Source organism: Zymomonas mobilis (assembly GCF_006715975.1).
In the GTDB taxonomy this organism is placed as follows: Bacteria; Pseudomonadota; Alphaproteobacteria; order Sphingomonadales; family Sphingomonadaceae; genus Zymomonas; species Zymomonas mobilis_B.
Genome location: NZ_VFOF01000001.1, coordinates 860,846 through 878,815, shown reverse-complemented (window position 1 = coordinate 878,815; position 17,970 = coordinate 860,846). Strand labels below are relative to the sequence as shown.

Annotated in this window: 10 protein-coding genes and 1 pseudogene; 3 read left to right on the top strand and 8 right to left on the bottom strand. The window is 46.6% G+C overall.

What is annotated here, in order from left to right:
* Positions 1 to 16: 16 nt before the first annotated feature.
* From FBY58_RS03865 to FBY58_RS03855, 3 genes and pseudogenes are all read right to left on the bottom strand, one after another.
* Complete coding sequence (locus tag FBY58_RS03865; protein WP_260432087.1) at positions 17 to 1,513, bottom strand: efflux transporter outer membrane subunit; 1,497 nt, start codon at positions 1,511 to 1,513, stop codon at positions 17 to 19.
* Entirely contained in the window at positions 1,500 to 2,720 is a 1,221-nt protein-coding gene (locus tag FBY58_RS03860) for an efflux RND transporter periplasmic adaptor subunit (protein WP_141919574.1), read from the bottom strand. Before FBY58_RS03860 ends, FBY58_RS03865 begins: the two co-directional genes overlap by 14 nt.
* A pseudogene (locus FBY58_RS03855) lies at positions 2,713 to 5,972 on the bottom strand (efflux RND transporter permease subunit). The gene FBY58_RS03860 and the pseudogene FBY58_RS03855 overlap by 8 nt, the downstream one beginning before the upstream one ends.
* Positions 5,973 to 6,239: 267 nt before the next feature.
* Between FBY58_RS03855 and FBY58_RS03850 the strand changes: the two are divergent.
* Positions 6,240 to 6,917 carry an MBL fold metallo-hydrolase gene (locus FBY58_RS03850; RefSeq protein ID WP_141919573.1) on the top strand — a complete coding sequence of 226 codons (678 nt, stop codon included), beginning with the start codon at positions 6,240 to 6,242 and terminating at the stop codon, positions 6,915 to 6,917.
* Positions 6,918 to 6,948: 31 nt separating this feature from the next.
* On the opposite strand, the gene FBY58_RS03845 is transcribed toward FBY58_RS03850, so the two are convergent.
* Complete coding sequence (locus FBY58_RS03845) at positions 6,949 to 7,575, bottom strand: class I SAM-dependent methyltransferase (RefSeq protein ID WP_141919572.1); 627 nt, start codon at positions 7,573 to 7,575, stop codon at positions 6,949 to 6,951.
* A 533-nt stretch (positions 7,576 to 8,108) separates the two neighbouring features.
* On the opposite strand from FBY58_RS03845, the gene FBY58_RS03840 reads away from it, so the two are divergent.
* Positions 8,109 to 9,008 carry a LysR substrate-binding domain-containing protein gene (locus tag FBY58_RS03840; RefSeq protein WP_141919571.1) on the top strand — a complete coding sequence of 300 codons (900 nt, stop codon included), beginning with the start codon at positions 8,109 to 8,111 and terminating at the stop codon, positions 9,006 to 9,008.
* Between the two features lie 11 nt (positions 9,009 to 9,019).
* Here FBY58_RS03840 and FBY58_RS03835 read toward each other — a convergent pair whose 3' ends face one another.
* Positions 9,020 to 9,490, bottom strand: coding sequence for a peptidylprolyl isomerase (locus FBY58_RS03835; protein WP_141919570.1), 471 nt, complete (start codon positions 9,488 to 9,490; stop codon positions 9,020 to 9,022).
* 212 nt (positions 9,491 to 9,702) lie between these two features.
* Between FBY58_RS03835 and mgtE the strand changes: the two genes are divergently transcribed.
* Positions 9,703 to 11,175 (top strand): magnesium transporter, encoded by a 1,473-nt coding sequence (gene mgtE / locus FBY58_RS03830; RefSeq protein WP_141919569.1) that lies wholly within the window; start codon positions 9,703 to 9,705, stop codon positions 11,173 to 11,175.
* A 58-nt stretch (positions 11,176 to 11,233) separates the two neighbouring features.
* On the opposite strand, the gene mnmA is transcribed toward mgtE, so the two are convergent.
* The 3 genes from mnmA to FBY58_RS03810 all read right to left on the bottom strand — a co-directional run bounded on the left by mnmA (position 11,234) and on the right by FBY58_RS03810 (position 17,959).
* Positions 11,234 to 12,346 carry a tRNA 2-thiouridine(34) synthase MnmA gene (mnmA, locus tag FBY58_RS03825; RefSeq protein WP_141919568.1) on the bottom strand — a complete coding sequence of 371 codons (1,113 nt, stop codon included), beginning with the start codon at positions 12,344 to 12,346 and terminating at the stop codon, positions 11,234 to 11,236.
* Between the two features lie 397 nt (positions 12,347 to 12,743).
* Positions 12,744 to 15,014 carry a hypothetical protein gene (locus tag FBY58_RS03815; RefSeq protein WP_141919566.1) on the bottom strand — a complete coding sequence of 757 codons (2,271 nt, stop codon included), beginning with the start codon at positions 15,012 to 15,014 and terminating at the stop codon, positions 12,744 to 12,746.
* A 164-nt stretch (positions 15,015 to 15,178) separates the two neighbouring features.
* The gene (locus FBY58_RS03810) at positions 15,179 to 17,959 is read right to left on the bottom strand and encodes a [protein-PII] uridylyltransferase (RefSeq protein WP_141919565.1); all 2,781 of its coding nucleotides are present in this window, start codon (positions 17,957 to 17,959) and stop codon (positions 15,179 to 15,181) included.
* Between the last annotated feature and the right edge of the window lie 11 nt (positions 17,960 to 17,970).

Below are 17,970 nucleotides of genomic sequence, written 5' to 3'. Positions count from 1 at the left end.
TTTACAGGGCTAAAGTCTAGGAAGCTTTCCATCCGCCCCCAAAGGCGCGTATCAATCCTACCCCCGCTTGTAAACGTTGCGTCTGGATAATCAAAGCCTGACGACGGTTCTGTAACTCAGCCGTCTGGGCAATCACGACTTCAAGATAATTCGCAGCCCCCTCTTTGTAGCGGATGGTGGCGAGATTATTGGCTCGTTTAGCGGCTGTAACTGCAAATTCCTGATCGGCATGGGCGTTGGCTAACCAATTGGCCATTGCCATCTGATCTTCGACTTCCTGAAAAGCTTTTAAAACCGTATCCCGATAAGTTGCTGCTGCTGTATCGAAGTCAGCACGCGCTTCTTTTACTCTGGCTCTGCGGCGACCACCTTGGAATAAAGGCAAGACCCCCATAGCCGGTCCCAAAGCCCAAAATCCTGACGGTGCTGACAACAGACTGGAAGCTGCTGAATCCGACCCCCCATTAGCAGAAAGAGAAATCGCCGGAAAAAATGCCGCAATGGCTGAACCGATAGCCGCATTAGCTGCCGCCATACTCCGTTCGGCAGATGCAATGTCTGGCCTTCTTTCCAAAAGCTGTGCAGGCGCAGAAACTGGAATCACCGGTGGCGTGTTAATCATGTCCACCGGTTCAATGGAAAAATTGCTTGGCTGTTCACCGATCAACACAGCAATTGCATGTTCCAGCAAGGCGCGATGTGCCATCACTTGCGATAATTCAGAACGTGTCGCCGAAAGCTGCATTCTGGCACGTTCGACATCAACACCGGAAACCGCACCACCGTCATGACGCGCGACCGTCAATTGTAAAGCGCGCATATAGGCAGCAACAGTTTCGCGATATAGAGCGGCTTGCGCATCCAAACCACGAAGTTGCATGTAATTATCAGCCAGTTCAGCCTGCAAACTCAGCCGAATGGCTCCCATATCTGCGGCACTAGCTTCGGCCATAGCCTTACCAGCCTTGACCATATTCCGGATACGCCCCCAGACATCGACTTCATAACTGATGCCGCCGCCTGCAATAGAAGGGCTATAGGTATAAGGGCTATAAGAACTACCTGGAGTACGAAAAACCCGTTGATGGCTAATGCTGCTATTGACGCTGATAGACGGGAATAATCCTGATCTGGTTTCTTTGACATAAGCCTGTGAACGCTGATAGCGAGCCAGAGCTTCTGCAAGACGCGGACTGCTTTTTTCAATCCGATCTTCTAAGTCGTTCAGATGACCGTCGTCGAAAATTTTCCACCATGCCCCACGCGGTGCTTCATCAGCAGGCTGTGCCGAAGTCCATGCCCCGCCCTCTTTAAAGGCAACAGGCATATCCTTAATGTCTTTCGCTGTCGGCTTATGATAATCCGGTGCGAAAGAACATCCTGAGACAAAACCGCCCCAAATAACCGTTGTAATCAAGACAAGGGTCGAAATTTTTCTTTTCACGGGCTGACGATCAGACGCACTAATTTCAGAAGATGACGAAGGAAACAGAGAACGCCTATTCTTTTCCATGAGCGGCCCCGTCTGTTTTAGCTTGGGTAACTTCAGGACTGACCAAATCATTTTCGGCAAGGTCATCGGCAGGGCTGTCAATCACGCGATCATTGCGGGATATCCCACCCGCAACTTCAATTTGCCGTCCAAGATCGCGCGTAATTTTGATAACATGCAGATGAGCCCGATTATGGGTATCAATCGTTGCGACAGTCATTCCTTCCTGCCGGAATAAGACCGCACTTGCCGGAATACGCACCACATTGGAAGGCGTTGGCAGAATAAACTCTACCTGTGCATAAGATCCCGGTTTTAACGCATGATCGCCATTTTCAGCGGCCATCTGCACCAACATCGTGCCACTGGCAGGGGTAACCGCATGGTTGGTATCAACAAAAGTCGTATGGAAAATACGGTCAGGATATTCAGGCAAATGCAACGCTGCAGTAATGCCGGGTTTGATTTCAGCAGCATAAGCCTGAGGCACATTCACATAGACGCGCATTTTATGAATATCGGAAACCGTAAATAACGGCTGCTGCGTGTTGTTGGTATTGGATGCACCACCAATAATCAAAGCACCAATATCGGTCGCACGACCTGTAACCACACCATCAAATGGCGCTAACAACTGTTTAAAACCAATCAATGCCCGTAATCTATCAACTTCGGCGGCGGCCTCATGCTCCATAGCCACACGTGCTGCATAGTTTGCTTTTTTCTCGTCCGCTTCCTGCTGAGAAACGGCATCTTCCGCAATCAACTTTTGCCAACGATCAGAAGTTGTTTGCGCCAAAGCTCGCTGCGCAGCTGCCGTAGCAAGGCTGGCCTTGGCAGCTGCATATTGCTGATCAAGGTCAGGCGCATCAATCAGACCCAGAATTTGCCCCGCCTTAACAGGGGTTCCAATATCCGTATACCATGCTTTCAGATAACCGCTGGTTCGCGCATAGACAGGTGCTTGGTACCAAGCATTCACCCGTCCAGGTAAAGTCAGAGTCGTCGTTCCGGGCGCTTCGGTTGGAGAAATAATCGAAACGCTGGGGACGGCTTCGCTTTCTGTCCATTTTTTGACCGCATGCTCATTCTGATAACGGCTATAAATACCGTAACCTGCGACACCGGCCAGCAAGCATACAGCAATAATACCAATCCACTTTAAGCGATGACTTTCCTGCTTTTCATGGTTTTTGTGTTGGACCCTTGCGTCCTGCATATCAGGCATAGACTTCTCCATTGGTACCATCGCCTTTATCAGGTCCCTTTGTTTTATCAGAGCGATCTTCTCCCGAAGTTTCGGATGGTTCCGGAAATTCAGGGTCTCTTTTTGGATCATTACGATGCATTAACGAAAAGAAAGATGGCACAAAAAATAGTGATGCAGAGGTTGCAATAATCAACCCACCCACAACAGCACGCCCCAAAGGCGCGTTCTGCTCACCACCATCACCTAAGCCCAATGCCATCGGCAACATACCGATTATCATGGCTAATGCTGTCATCAAAACAGGTCTTATACGGGTTGCTCCCGCTTCAAGTGCAGCCTGTGCAGAGCTAAAACCTTCTTCCATTTTTTCGCGGCAAAAACTGATCACCAAAACGGAGTTAGAGGTTGCGACCCCCATACACATAATAGCACCCGTTAAAGCCGGAACGGAAAGCGTCGTATTCGTCACAAACAGCATCCAGACGATACCGGCCAATGCACCCGGTAAGGCCGCGATCACAATAAAAGGATCAAGCCATGACTGGAAGTTAATAACAATCAGCAAATAGATCAGAACAATCGCACCAAGGAGACCAAAGCCCATACCCTTAAATGCGGTATTCATTGTCTGATATTGGCCACGCAAAGTAACCGTCACACCTTTTGGCTTTTGCTTTTCCATTTTATGTAAGACCTTGAGGATGTCATTACTGACAGCGCCCAGATCACGCCCCTGAGTGGCACCATAAATCTCGAATAAAGAAGCCAAATTATACTGTGATGTAACGGCACTACTATGGGTTCTAACAATCGGCCCCAAAGCACCCAAAATCTGCGGCTCAGGGGAACGCATACCCTGCCCTGAAATTGGGACATTGCTCAAATGCGCCAGAGTATTGACCATATATTCCGGCGTTTGGGCAACGACAGGATAGGAAACACCATTTTTAGGATCAACCCAGAACACAGGAGCCAACTGTGAAGAACCAGCCAGAGAGGTGCCCAGACTGTTAGTTACATCCAGCTCTTTTAATCCCAACTGGGCAATACGAGAACGATCAACCTTCACCGTAAATTCTGGATATTTAGACGATTGTTGAATCCGACTATCAACCAATCCCGGAATTTTACGAACTTCTCTTAACAAAAGCCGAGCATAGCTTTCATCATCAACAGGATTACGACCCGTTACCTGAATATCAATCGGCGAAGGTGAACCGAAATTCAAAATCTGAGAAACAATATCAGCAGGCAGAAAAGCAAAGGTTTCTTCTGGATATTCCCGTGGCAATATTTCCCGCAATTTCTTGATATAGGAATCAGTAGGCGCATGATCTTCGTTCAAACTGATCATGATGTTACCGTCCTGCATCCCGATAGAACCCGTCGCATCATAGGTTGTATTGATAGCACTGCTTGAAATGCCGATGTTATCAACAACTGATCTCAACTGATTTGCAGGGATAATGGAACGTATCCGATTTTCAATCTGAGCAAATATAGCCGAAGTTTCTTCAATACGCGTTCCGATCGGTGCTCTGACATGAAGCGTAATCGAGCCAGTATCAATCGACGGGAAAAAATTCCTTCCAAGAAAGGGCGACAAGGTAAAGGACAGGATAACAAAGCCATAAAAGACAGCAATAAACAGCCATCCTGACCGCAACGCCTTTTCTAACAGATGCACATAGCCTAGCCGCATTTTTTCAAAATGATGCTCAAATCCCTGTTGAAAACGAACAAAGAAATTCGAAGATTTTACCGCATGTTCGGGATCTTCTTTATGTGGAATGGGCTTCAATAAATACATAGCCAGAGTCGGCACCAAGGTGCGTGACAACAGGAAAGAAGCTAGCATCGCAAAGATAACCGACATCCCCATCGGGGCAAATAAGAAGCCCGCAATCCCAGGTAAAAAGAACATCGGCACAAAGGCAATACAAATACAAAGCGTAGAAACCAAAGCCGGCGTCGCAATTTGCATTGCACCATCAATGATAGCTGGAATAACATCTTTTCCATGCTCGAGATGCCAGTTGATATTCTCGATAGTGACCGTTCCGTCATCGACCAAAATACCAACGGCCAATGCCAAGCCGCCCAAGGTCATAATGTTTAATGTCTGACCGAAGACAGAAAGCAATCCCAAGGCGGACATAATTGCCAAAGGAATGGAAATGGCAATAATAACTGTAGAGCGCCATGACCCAAGAAATAACATAATCATCAGGCTGGTAAGCACCGCAGCAATAGCCGCCTCTCGTGCAACACCTGAAATAGCTTCTTGAACAAAGATGGCCTGATTGGTGAGCGGCTCAACCCGTAATGTGCTCGGTAAACCGACCAACAAACTCGGGATTTTGGCAATAATACCCGCTGCGACCGAGACAGTGGACGCTGAACCGTTTTTATACACCGTCAACAGAACCGAACGCGCACCATCAACATGCACCACATTCGTTTGCGGGGCGGCACCATCACGCACATGGGCAACGTCACTGACATAGACAGTCGCTCCATTGACCGTTTTAATCGGTAAATGATTTAGCTGATCCGTTGATCCCGGAACGTTATTAAGGCGGATATTATACTGATAAGGGCCAATTTTAGCGAAACCTGCCGGTGTAATCTGGGTCTGATCCGCAATGGTCGTGGAGACATCCTGAGCTGTCAGTCCCTTTGATTGCAAGGCATGGGGATCAACGTCAAATTGTATCTGACGTACCCGCCCGCCCCATGGATAAGGAATTGCAGATCCTGGAATTGTAATAAGACCGGCACGTACCGCATTAAAACTAAGATCGTTAAGCTGTTGTTCTGTTAAGCCTTTACCATGCACAGAAAGCTGTAAAATAGGTACGGTAGATGCGCTATAATTCAAAATAAGAGGTGGATTGATCCCTCGAGGCAAAGATCGCAAAACAGTCTGAGCGCTAGCCGTGATTTGCGCATTGGCAAGACGAATATCCGTTCCTGGCTGGAAGAAAATTTTAACGATACCAAAATTGGCAATCGACATCGCTTCCAGATGGTCAATATTATTGACAACCGTTGTCATTGCACGCTGATAAGGTGTGTTAATCCGGCTTTGAATGTCATCAGGAGACATACCTTGAAACTGCCAGATAACCGCAACAATCGGAATTTTAATGTCAGGGAAAATATCAGTCGGTGTTTTGAATGCGGATAGAATCCCCACAATAAAATCATCACCGCCATAACGATAAAAGTATAAGGGCGACGGAGAGCAATGCGTACCAGCGCGAGCATAAGCGGTGTTCCAGATCGTTGATACGGATTTCTGTTTGACCTGTTTATTTATAGATCAGACAGAAGCAAAAAATAACGCGTCGTTGTAATTGTTTTACAGCCTATTTATGTCTGATATGCAACGTTAAATTTCTAATTTTAAATGTTAAATTTTTTCAGATCGTGATAAGCTGATCGGTATGATTGGCGTTCTCCACTGGGACGCCCCAATATCATATTTGTTCCTTTAAAAGGACAAAACCGGCATTGCAAAAGGAATAATCCGGCATGTCTTCTCTCTCTACTTCCAAAACTGCGCCCCTACAAGCTATGGTTATTCCGGTGACGCCTTTAAGGCAGAATTGTAGTTTGCTCTACTGCTCTGAAACAATGCAGGGTGCCGTTGTTGATCCGGGAGGAGATATTCCCGCTATTCTTGATGCTATCGCCAAAAAACAGATTTCTATCGAAAAAATTTTAATCACCCATGGCCATTTTGATCATTGCGGTGGTGCGGCAGCATTAAGCCGAATTCTGGATTGCCCGATTATTGGTCCTAATAAAGCGGACCAATTCTGGATTGATCAGATCCCAGAAAATGCACGGCAATATGGTTTTGAAGGTGAAGTCTTTAGTCCAGACCAATGGCTAGAAGATAAAGACGAGATAACAATTGGTCATCAGTGTCTTATAGTCCGTCATTGTCCAGGCCATACGCCTGGCCATGTCGTTTTTTATAACGCAGATTCCCATCTAGCGGTTGTGGGGGACGTTTTGTTCCGGAATTCGATTGGTCGCAGTGATTTTACGGGAGGCGATCATAACGCCTTGATTAAATCGATAATAGAAAAACTATGGCCAATGGGTCGAGATACCGCTTTCATTCCAGGGCACGGTCGCCCTTCGACTTTTGGCACAGAGCGTGACCACAATCCTTTTATCGCGGATACGGGTCTTGTGCCCTGATACTATCAGGGCATCACGACGGTAAAAATATTTATTCTTTCCATGCCCAATAAAGCTGGGCGGGTGGAATGTTAATCCATTCCATTTCATGGTCAATATTCGAAAAGACAGGATCAAGGAAATTCTTCACCTTGGGAGAGAATTGGTAAACCAAAAAGGCGCCTCCAGTCCGCAGCGCAGCACCGGTTTCATGAGCAATGGTATCACCAACACCCGCTGGCAAAGTCGAGAAAGGCAAACCAGACAGAATGAAATCGGCATTATCAAAGCCATGCGCCTTAATAATCGAACGCACATCCGCAGCCGAACCATTCACCGCTATAAAACGTGGATCTTTGATCGTGCGTTTCAGATAAGCAACAAAGTCTGGATTGGTGTCTATCGCGATCAAAGTAGCATCGGGCGCCATCCGACTAAGTACATGTGGACAAAAAGTCCCGACACCCGGCCCGTATTCAACAAATAATTTAGTGTTGCTCCAATCGGTTTTAGACAACATCCGGTGAATCAGTTTCTGCGATGACGGAATTATTGATCCCACCATCACCGGATGCTTCAGAAATCCTTGAAAAAATATTGATAAAGGGCTCGGCCGTTTCTCGGCCTTTTGGTGGGTATGAGCCTGTTTCAAGGTATCATCTGCGGAAGATCCTGTCATCGCTACTCCAAAACTTATTAACTATCTTGGGCAGGGAGTGCCCGCAAAGGCCTTTCGTTCGCATAAATTATGAGGGGAAGGCAAGCTTTGCTAGTAATTATTTATCGAAAAGCAGGGGTAAATTTTAAACTTACCGACGATTATTTTTATAAAAGACAGAAAAAGACAAAAAAATGGATACTGTAAAGGACAATAATACGACTTATTTTTTATCCATTCAGCATCAAAAAATCCTCACAAAAAGAGATAGAGGAATAAATTGTCACCGTTGTCATGGCAAAAAAAAGGTCGGTCTTAAAGACCGACCGTAGTATTAGGAGAGGATGCCTGAAAGGCCTAATCTTAATGAGTGATTCCAAGAAAAAATGCAATTGCTAAAAAATGCCTTGCAATTGCATTTTTTGCAACGACAAAGGGTCTAAAATAGGAATGATACCGTAGGACATGCATAAAATGAAACCATAGCGAGCCCTTTTGTCCTTCTCTTCTATTTTAAATTACCCGTAAGCTGGATCGAATTTAGGGAAATCATCATGCGCAGGTTGCCGCCATTAACAGCCATTGAAGCTTTTGTGCAGGTAGCCCGATTAGGGTCAATAAAAGCCGCAGCTGAAGCTTTATCCCTGTCCTCTCCGGCATTAAGCCGCCGCATCCAGCAATTAGAAAGATTCGTCAATCGACAGCTTTTTATCAGGCAACATCAGGCTATGCGTCTTAATGGTGACGGTGAAACCCTTTACCATCGCTTAGGTCCAGCTTTGGATATTCTGGCCGAAGCGGTCGAAATCTCGACGAGTGGTGGTCACGAACTTCTACGTTTAAGATTAGGGGTGCCGCCCCTCTATGCATCACAAAAGCTAATAAAACGCATAACACATCTGCGGCAGCATCATAAAGAGCTGCATATAGATGTAGATACCGCCCCTTATGCCTTGTCGCGTCTGGGTGAAGGTCTTGATGCAGTGATCACTTTGGCAAGAGAGATTGATCCAGCTTTTTATTCATATCGGCTCGGTCTCAATAAAATCATGCTTTTTGCTTCACCTGATCTTGTTGATGGTGAAAATGCCTTAAAGCATCCAGAAGATTTGGCAAAAGTCACTCTGTTCTTACATCGAGATATGCCAGACAATTTCACAACATGGCGTGAGGCCATTGGTCTTCCCAAGCTGGAACCCGCAACAATTGATTTTTTTGACTCAGGCCAGTTAATGCTGGATGCGGCGGTTGGTGGTATGGGAGTCGCCTGTCTCTTGGACTGTAACTACAAGGGACAATATAAAACTACGTTAAAACCTATTTTCAACAGCAATATAGACAGCCCATATAGCTATTGGTTTGCTTGTCGGCGGGCATCATTGGGACGCAGACCTGTCCGACTGTTTCACGAATGGTTAACTAACCCGCCCAAACAAGAAAATGGGGCGGGTTAGAAGCAATATTACTATTTATCTTCTGCAGCAATACGGGCTTTTTTGATCTTACCCGGATTCGCAGGCGGCTCACCTTTCGGCAAAGCATCGATATGATCCATACCGTCAATAACTTCGCCCCAAACGCTATACTGGCGATCAAGGAAAGTGGCATCACCAAAGCAGATGAAGAACTGGCTGTTGGCAGAATGCGGATAGGACGTGCGTGCCATGGAGCAGACACCACGGACATGTTTTGCATCTGAAAATTCAGCCTGAAGATCCGGTTTATCAGAACCAGACATACCGGTTCCCGTCGGATCGCCGCCCTGTGCCATAAAGCCTGGAATAACCCGATGGAAAACAACACCATCATAAAAGCCTTCGCGGGTCAGCTCTTTGATGCGTTCGACATGCTTGGGTGCGAGATCGGGACGAAGCCGAATCGTCACATCGCCATCATCCAAAGTCATAATCAAAAGATTTTCGGGATCATCAGCCATATTCCGGCCTCCTTAATCGAAAAATAACAAGAGCTTTTAGTTAGGCGGTAAGTGATAGAGATGCCAGCATTTTTCCCTTTGACAAGAATATGATAAAGGGCTGTCACATAAATCTATTCTATAGCGGCTAAGAAAAAGGGTCTTTTTATTTTCAATGAAAACAGGCTCATCCGGCAATCGGGCAGGATAATATCCGAAGGAAGGACGCGGATATGAAAAAATCGATAACTCAAGATGCGGAAACCGCCATGAATGAACAGGATAGAAGCGATATACCGCCCGATCAACAGGATGAGTTGGAAGAAAGAGGTTCCTCTATTCCGACTAGTCAGGAAGAAGAAAACCGGCTGGCTTCCGAATTTGTCCGCCAAGTCGTCTCTTATATAGAAGAAGGCGACAATCAGGCTGTTTGCGATATGGTAGCCCCGCTTCATCCCGCAGATATCGCTGAATTATTTGCGCAAGCACCTGTTGATATTCGCCGTCCCTTAGCCGCCGCAATCACCGATTTGATGAGCGGTGAAGTCATTTCCGAAATGAACGAATGGGTTCGGGAAGACTTGCTAAAATCGCTCACGGGACAAGAAGTTGCCAATATCATCGGTCAGCTCGATCTTGATGATGCCGTGGTTATCGTCAGCGAGTTGGACGCACAAAAACAACAAGAGGCCCTCCAAGCGGTATCCTCCGAAGACAGAGCTGCGATCGAGCGTGCGTTGTCCTTCCCGCTCGAATCTGCCGGACGTTTGATGCAGCGCAATTTGGTTGCGGTGCATGAACATATGAGTGTCGGCGATGTTATCCGCTATCTTCGTAAAAATGATGATTTGACAACTGATTTTTGGGAAGTTTTCGTTGTTGATCCTTCCCATCGGCCTATTGGCACTTGTAAATTATCAAAAATATTACGGACACCTCGAAACGCCCTTATATTGGATATTATGCAGCCCGAACAAACGCTAATTCCGGTTACCATGGATCAGGAAGAAGTAGCGCTGCGTTTCCAAAAATACGGGCTTATTTCTGCCGCCGTTGTGGATGAATCAGGACGTCTTGTCGGTATGATCACGGTTGATGATATCATCCATATTATCAGGGATGAGGCCGACGAGGATATCCTCAAATTATCGGGTGCCGGTGACGGGGATATTAATGAACCGGTGCTGGACAGTTATAAAAGTCGGGTTCGCTGGCTGATTACCAATCTCGGTACAGCCTTAGTCGCTTCAACCATCATTGGCTGTTTTGAAGGAACAATCGCCCATATGGTCGAATTGGCAACCCTGATGCCTATTGTCGCCGGTGTTGGGGGAAATGCCGGATCGCAAACGATGGCGGTCACGGTGCGAGCCTTGGCAACCAATCAATTGACCTCTTCTAACTGCGTTCGTTCTATTACCCGCGAATTACGCATTGCTCTTTTAAATGGTCTGACGGTCGCTTGTGTTCTCGGTGCCGGCACATGGCTGGTTTTTCACAATATCTTGCTGACAGAAGTCATTGCCTTGGCGATCATGTGCAACATTATCATTGGCGGTTTAGCAGGCGTTTTGGTGCCGTTAGCCTTCGATCGGGCAAGGAGCGACCCCGCGGTCGCTTCGTCAATTTTTGTAACCATGACCACCGATGCCATGGGCTTCCTAACCTTTTTGGGGTTGGCAACAGTCAGCGGATTGGCTGGATAATAAAAAAGGCAGGCTGTAAAATTCAGCCTGCCTTCCCTCTACTCAAATAGATAAAATTCTATTCTGCAGCATCATCAGAAACTGCAGGCGTTGTATCTACAATCCAACCGCCTCCCAGCACCTGATCACCATTATAAAACACAGCGGCCTGACCCGGCGAAACACCATATTCCGGCTGGTCAAAGACGAGCTCTGTTCCATCAAAACGCGCTGCAACTGGCTTTGCGGCTGAACGGATTTTGACCTGCATCTCACGATCAAAGCCATCAACCAGCCAATTCACATCTTTGATAACTGCTTTTGCAACAGCCAAGGCACGGCGAGGTCCCACAACAAGCTGCTTTTTCTCAGGATTGAGACGAATGACATAAAGTGGTTCTTTCTGCCCGCCGATTTCCAAACCACGCCGTTGTCCGACGGTAAAATGGATAAGGCCAGAATGTTGCCCTAAAATTTGACCATTCAAATCGACAATATCGCCGCCCTGCCCTGCATCGGGACATTTTTCTTCCACAATGCGAGCATAGTCACCATCGGGCACGAAACAGATATCCTGACTGTCGGCTTTCATTGCCACCGACAATCCTAATTCAGCCGCCATCTCGCGCACTTTTGGTTTAGGTAAGCTGCCTAGGGGAAATCTTAAATAATCCAGCTGCTCTTTTGTCGTCGCAAATAGAAAGTAACTTTGATCTCTGGCTGGATCTAATGCTCGATGCATTTCGACGCGGCCATCATTAACTAGACGGCGGACATAATGCCCCGTTGCCAGACAGTCTGCCCCTAACTCACGGGCCACATTCAGAAGATCGGTAAATTTAACGCCTTGGTTACAACGGATACAGGGTACGGGCGTTCGACCAGCCACATATTCCGAGACAAAATCGTCAATGACGCTTTCTTTGAAATTATTTTCATAATCAAAGACATAATGCGGAATACCGATTTTTTCTGCTACAGCGCGCGCATCACGAATGTCTTTTCCGGCGCAACAGCTGCCTTTTCTGCCCACAGCAGCACCATGGTCATAAAGCTGAAGTGTAATACCGATAGTTTCGGCACCCGTGGCCTTTGCCAAGGCCGCAACAACAGAACTATCGACACCACCTGACATTGCGACAACGATCCGGCGCGCTGTCATCGGCTTATCAATCTGAAAATCAATGGACATAATAATTTTGCCTATAACGCTCACGATAACAGGGCGCATACCTGTTTAAGAAGAAAAAAGCTGGTATGGGTGCGATATCTTTTTTAATCGCAATATGAAAGATAAGGCGCCACTTTGATGAAAAATGATGGTAATTTTTGCGAAGAAAACGCCGAAATCTTCAAAATTTTGTCTGAACGGCTCATTTCTGGACAGAAAAACAGTCCGACAGCCCGATCAGAAAAAAAAAGACAGTCTTTTTGTCAAAAACCCTCTTCTTTAACGGCACTTATCGACCTGCTTACACAAGAAGATGAGAATCAGGCAAGTTTTCTAGAAATTCTTGACGGACATTTTAATCCAGATGTCCTTAAAACGTCCAAAATTTGAGAAATCTTGCCTGTCCTTAACAGGATTTTTACTGGAATGGCAAATAGCGCAGGCTGAGGAATAATTCACTCATATGCGTTGTCGGCGATCCACCTGTGCCACGCCATGCTTCACGCGTGGAATAGGCTAACTGTACACCCGCCTGAACGGTTCCGTAATGGCCTTTCAAGAAACGCCACCAACCACCAATCGTCGCTTCACTGACCATTTTTGTGCTACCGACACAGGCGCTAGAAAGCTCGGTATTACAGCCGCTGTTGTTATAAAGCGGATTACCATAGCCATAAGGTACGCCGTTAACCGTAAAGTAGGAACGGCCGGCTTCCTGAATACCATAATAGCCATAAAGATCGAGCCGAGGCGTAACATGTCCCATAATTCCAGCGGTGGCCTGCATACTCCATAGCGGCAGAGGGCGCCCTTCGGAATCCAAGGTTGCATCTGGCAAAATGGCGGCACCATAATGGCCAATGCCTCTTCCGACCAAACCAGCCAGTCGCAATTCCAGCTTTTTCGGTATCAATGGCAAAATCATAGAACCACCGCCGCCGCCGGTCAGAACTGTGTAATTACGGCCTGTTCCATCTACCGAAGTTACACGATCATGCGGCATATGCATGATACCAACGACTTCGTAATGTCCCCATGCCGGATCCCATGCCAGTTTACCGATTATATCAGGCGAGACTTCTGCAGAATAAGCGGATGGCTGTGTTAAGCCGACACCATTGGATGTAATGGTCGTTGTCGAACCATTCGGCATAGTAATACGACCGGAACTATTGGTAAAACCGGTTGTGTCATAGAGCGTTGCCGGATTTTCAATAGAAATCGCGGCCCAGAAGCGATGGTTAAACCAGTCCTTGGCAACACGAACCTGCCATTGTCTTGCCCATGTCTGACCTGCCAAGATCGAGGCTTCTGCCGTTTCAGCAACGCTTTCCTGACGAGGCGTAATACCGACACGGTTCGGGGTTAACAAACTCCACGCCTGACCACCCAATACATGGAAATTATAACGGTTATTGTCATAGGCCAAATAGGCTTGGCGTAAACGTATAACGTAGCTGCTGCTTTCATAGGGGTTCGTGGTCGACGCCCCTGCCCCGAAATCAGTTTCAACAAAACCAGAAATCGTTGAATGTGGCGAAACTGTTCCCCGCATCAACAAGGATAGTCGCGTATAGCGCGCGCTCGCCTCCGTATTAGCCGTATGATAATCAGGGTTATTCTTAAAAGGCATCGACTTCCATGAGTTGAAGGTGCCCGATGCGATGTGGCGGTTGGACACCAAACCTGATGCGTCAATAAACCCGCCCAAAATAAAGGTCATCGGGCCAAGGTTAAAGACGCCATGATCACCCAACGCGCCAGCGAGCTGCGCACCGGCGGATTCTCTTGGATGCGGTCCCACCCCGTTATTGGCTGTCATCGAAATAATATCACGAGCATGTCGGGCAATGATGGCTTCGGTTGGCACATCCGTATGCTTAAACAGCTCTACGGCGCCATTATCACCCTCTCTGATCTGGGCAATATCCCCCCCTCCTGCACTAGCCACTGAAATAGCCGATTTTGCCTGATCCGCACCAGAGCTAGATGTGGTGGCTGGGGGATTGGAAAGGTTAGCCATCCCATATTGATCACCTTGATTTTGGAAAGGGTCCATCAATAAATCGAGGCTTTTATTCTCCGCACCAGACGAAGGCGTGCTATTTTTAGCCGTTTGTGGTGTAGCCGCTGCCAGCGCTGTATTATCGCCAGCATTGATAGCAGAAGAAGAAGGCGTCGCTGTTGATGCCGGCATAGCTGCCGCCAAGGCTTCATTCGTTTTTTCTGCCGTTGTATTTAGTTCAGGGGCAGTATTGTTATTCGTTTTATTCGTCGAAGAAACGGCGGCATTACTGGCCAGTATCGTTTGATCAGATGAAGTTGTAGCAAGCGCTTTTTTCTGATTATCGGCAGCGGCAACGGTGGTCTGTTGTTTTTTTGCAATCAATTGTTGCCGAACAGCCAATAAATCTTGCTGTAAAGCCGCCTGAGCTTGCTCGATATGGCGGATTTCCTGCTCAAGGGTTTCTATCGAAACGGCCTCATTATTGGCCGCGGGTTGGGCTGTCGTTTGTGCGATTACCGGTGCAGCAAATAGAGGCGATGTCATAAAACCAGCAAGCAACAGCTTTTGGCATTTTTTAGAAAATTGACCCATCCGCAAAGCAGAAGCAGAGGACTGCAGCTCGGCTACTAGCTTCTTTTCTTTTTTGTTCACGATGTCACTATCATTGGCTCTGCGTTTCAAATTATGACAGCCTCATTTAAATATTGTCATGCCCCAGAATGAGATACTCTGTTTTCTGGCCTTATATTCCAAATTTTCTCAAAAAAACTACAGATATTTTTTTATAATTGTTATTTATATATAGCAAAAATTATGGACAGAAAAATGAAATGTAATGAATCATTTCATTTTTCGGTGACTTGAGCGGCATTGGCAGCAGCAAGCAAACGCTTTTCAATTGCTTTCAACCGATTCTGATTTGTGATTTTATGGGCAAATAGATCAGAGACATAGAAAACATCGACAGCCCGTTCTCCATAAGTGGCGATATGAGCAGAACTGATCGTCAAACGGGCATTAAACAGGGCGCATCCCAAATCGTGAAGCAAAGCGGGTCGGTCTTGGGCATTAACCTCAATAACAGTAAAACGGTCTGATGCCTGATTATCAATGAAAACCAAAGGTTCAACATGAAACGCCCCGCCCCTCCAAAATAAAGGCGGACGCATAGCTGCCAGCTTATTGCTGCTACGGATATGGCTGGTTGCAGCATCTTCAATAGCCTGCATCATACGGTTCAAATGATCGCCAGATTTAATCATCTCACCCTGACTATTTTGGATTAGCAAGTTATCCATCGCCATACCATCGCGGGTTGTATGAATACGCGCATCCAAAATATTGCCACCCGTGGCATGAATCGCACCGGAAATACGATAGAAAAAGCCGGGATGATCAATTGCATAAAGGCTTATCATCGTGGCATCATAGGCAGGCATTTCATGCCCTGTGACCGATATAGATTGCTTTGCATTATCGGTTGCCACTATCTGCCGCATATTGGCTGCAATAACGTCGGTTTGCTCTGAAAACCAATAATCATCGGGCAAGCGTTTTAACAAAGGCTGGAACAGATCTTCATTCCACCCTAGCTTTTCGTTGACGTCATTCTGTCGGTTTTCAATCCGCTGCCGTCTTCCTGCTCCATGTCCGGTCAATCCTTCTAACAGGCATTGCGAGCTTGCTTCATATAACGAAGTCAGAAGTTGGTTTTTCCAGCTATTCCAGACGTGAGGCCCCACAGCCGAGATATCAGCCAAGGTCAACAGATATAATAAACGCAGCCTTTCAGGGCTTTTGACGCCATGGGCGAAATCGGTAATTGTTTTGGCGTCTGCCAGATCACGCTGGAAAGCCGTATGCGACATCAATAAATGATTTTTAACCAGCCATGCTACCAATGTCGTTTCAGCGGGTGTCAGGCCAAAGAGAGGACATAAGCGCAGAGCAATTTCAGAGCCCAAAATCGAATGACTGCCCTCGCGTCCCTTGGCAATATCATGCAAAAACAAAGCCATATACAGCACCAGACGGGCATTAAGCTGTTTAAACAGCATGCTGCCTAAAGGATAAGCCTCTTCAGCCTTATTATTTTCTATCTGCCATAGGATATCGATTGCCCGTATCGCATGTTCGTCCACCGTATAATGATGATACATATCGAACTGCATCTGAGCGACAATGCGCCCAAAATCGGGAATAAATCGCCCTAATACCCCCGTATTATTCATTATTTTCAAAATCGGGGCTGGATTATAAGGCAGGGTAAAAAAGGTCAGAAAAGCGGCATTACAAATAGGATTGTTCTGCAAATCCTCGTCAATCAGACGAGCATCCCGTCCAGCCTGCCGCAAGGTTAAAGGATGGATGTCCAATTTATGACGATAAGCAACAGAGAACAGGGTAATTAAAGACGTTGGATTGTTACGAAAAAAAGCATCATCTTCGACAACAATCTGACCTTGGATAACTGGAAAACCATCAATTTGTCTGGGTATAGCGGAACGCCGACCTTTTGCTTTCAAATAATGGTTTACTTTTAAAGCATCAATAAAGAGCGCTGCCAAATTTCCGACCATCTTTGTGACCAGAAAATAATGGTGCATAAAGCGTTCGACTGCTGATTTCCCTGACTTGGAACGATATCCCATTTTTTCAGCCAAGCTGCGCTGGACATCGAAATTCAGCCTTTCTTCGGGACGCTTAACCATAATATGCAAATGGCACCGCACCGCCCATAAAAAATTTTCACAGCGGCGAAATCTTTTGGCTTCATGCCCATCAATCAGATCGGCCTTTACCAAGGCATAATCCGTCAGAATAGGCGAAGTCAGAACCGTATGGCGCGCTTCTTTTTCAAGATAGAGATATTTTGCAATCCAAAACAGGCTTTGCAAATCGCGGAGACCACCCTTGCCTTCTTTCAGATGAGGTTCAACCAGATAACGGCTGTCACCGCGCGCCAAATGACGCTCATCCCATTCCAAAAGTTTGGCAGCAACAAAATCACGCCCTGAACCTGCGACGACTTTTTGAATAAAACGGGTGGATGCATCCTGAAATAACAACTCATCACCAATCAAGTAGCGGCTTTCCAAAAGCGCGGTTCTGATCGTGATGTCTTTTTTAGCCATTTTGACCATGTCGCTTAAACTGCGATGGGATTGGCTAACCCTTAAACCGACATCCCAGAGCAGAGATATCAGCGATTCAATCAAGTTTTTTTGCGCTTTGCGCGGGGAACGACGCGATAAAAAGGCAATATCTACATCCGAATGGAGTGCCATTTCACCCCGACCATATCCCCCGACCGCAAGAATAGTCAGATTGGTGGTGGTGCTTTCATCATCCCCCACCATACCATAAAAACCGAGCTTAATAATCTGATCAGTCAGATAGGCATAACTTAAAGCCGCAATTCGGCCTTGATGGGGTCTGCGGGTCAAAGCCTCGGCAATGACCTCGCGCCCTTTTACAACCGCTGTTTTTAACAAATGGCTGACAGCGCGATATTCCGAGAGCCGGTCACCCGCTGCCGCCTTTTTGATAAAAGCGATTTCTTTTTTTACTGCCGGATAATCAATAATCTGTGGCTGAAATGCCAAGGATGAAAATGATACCGGCATAAGTTTTCCTA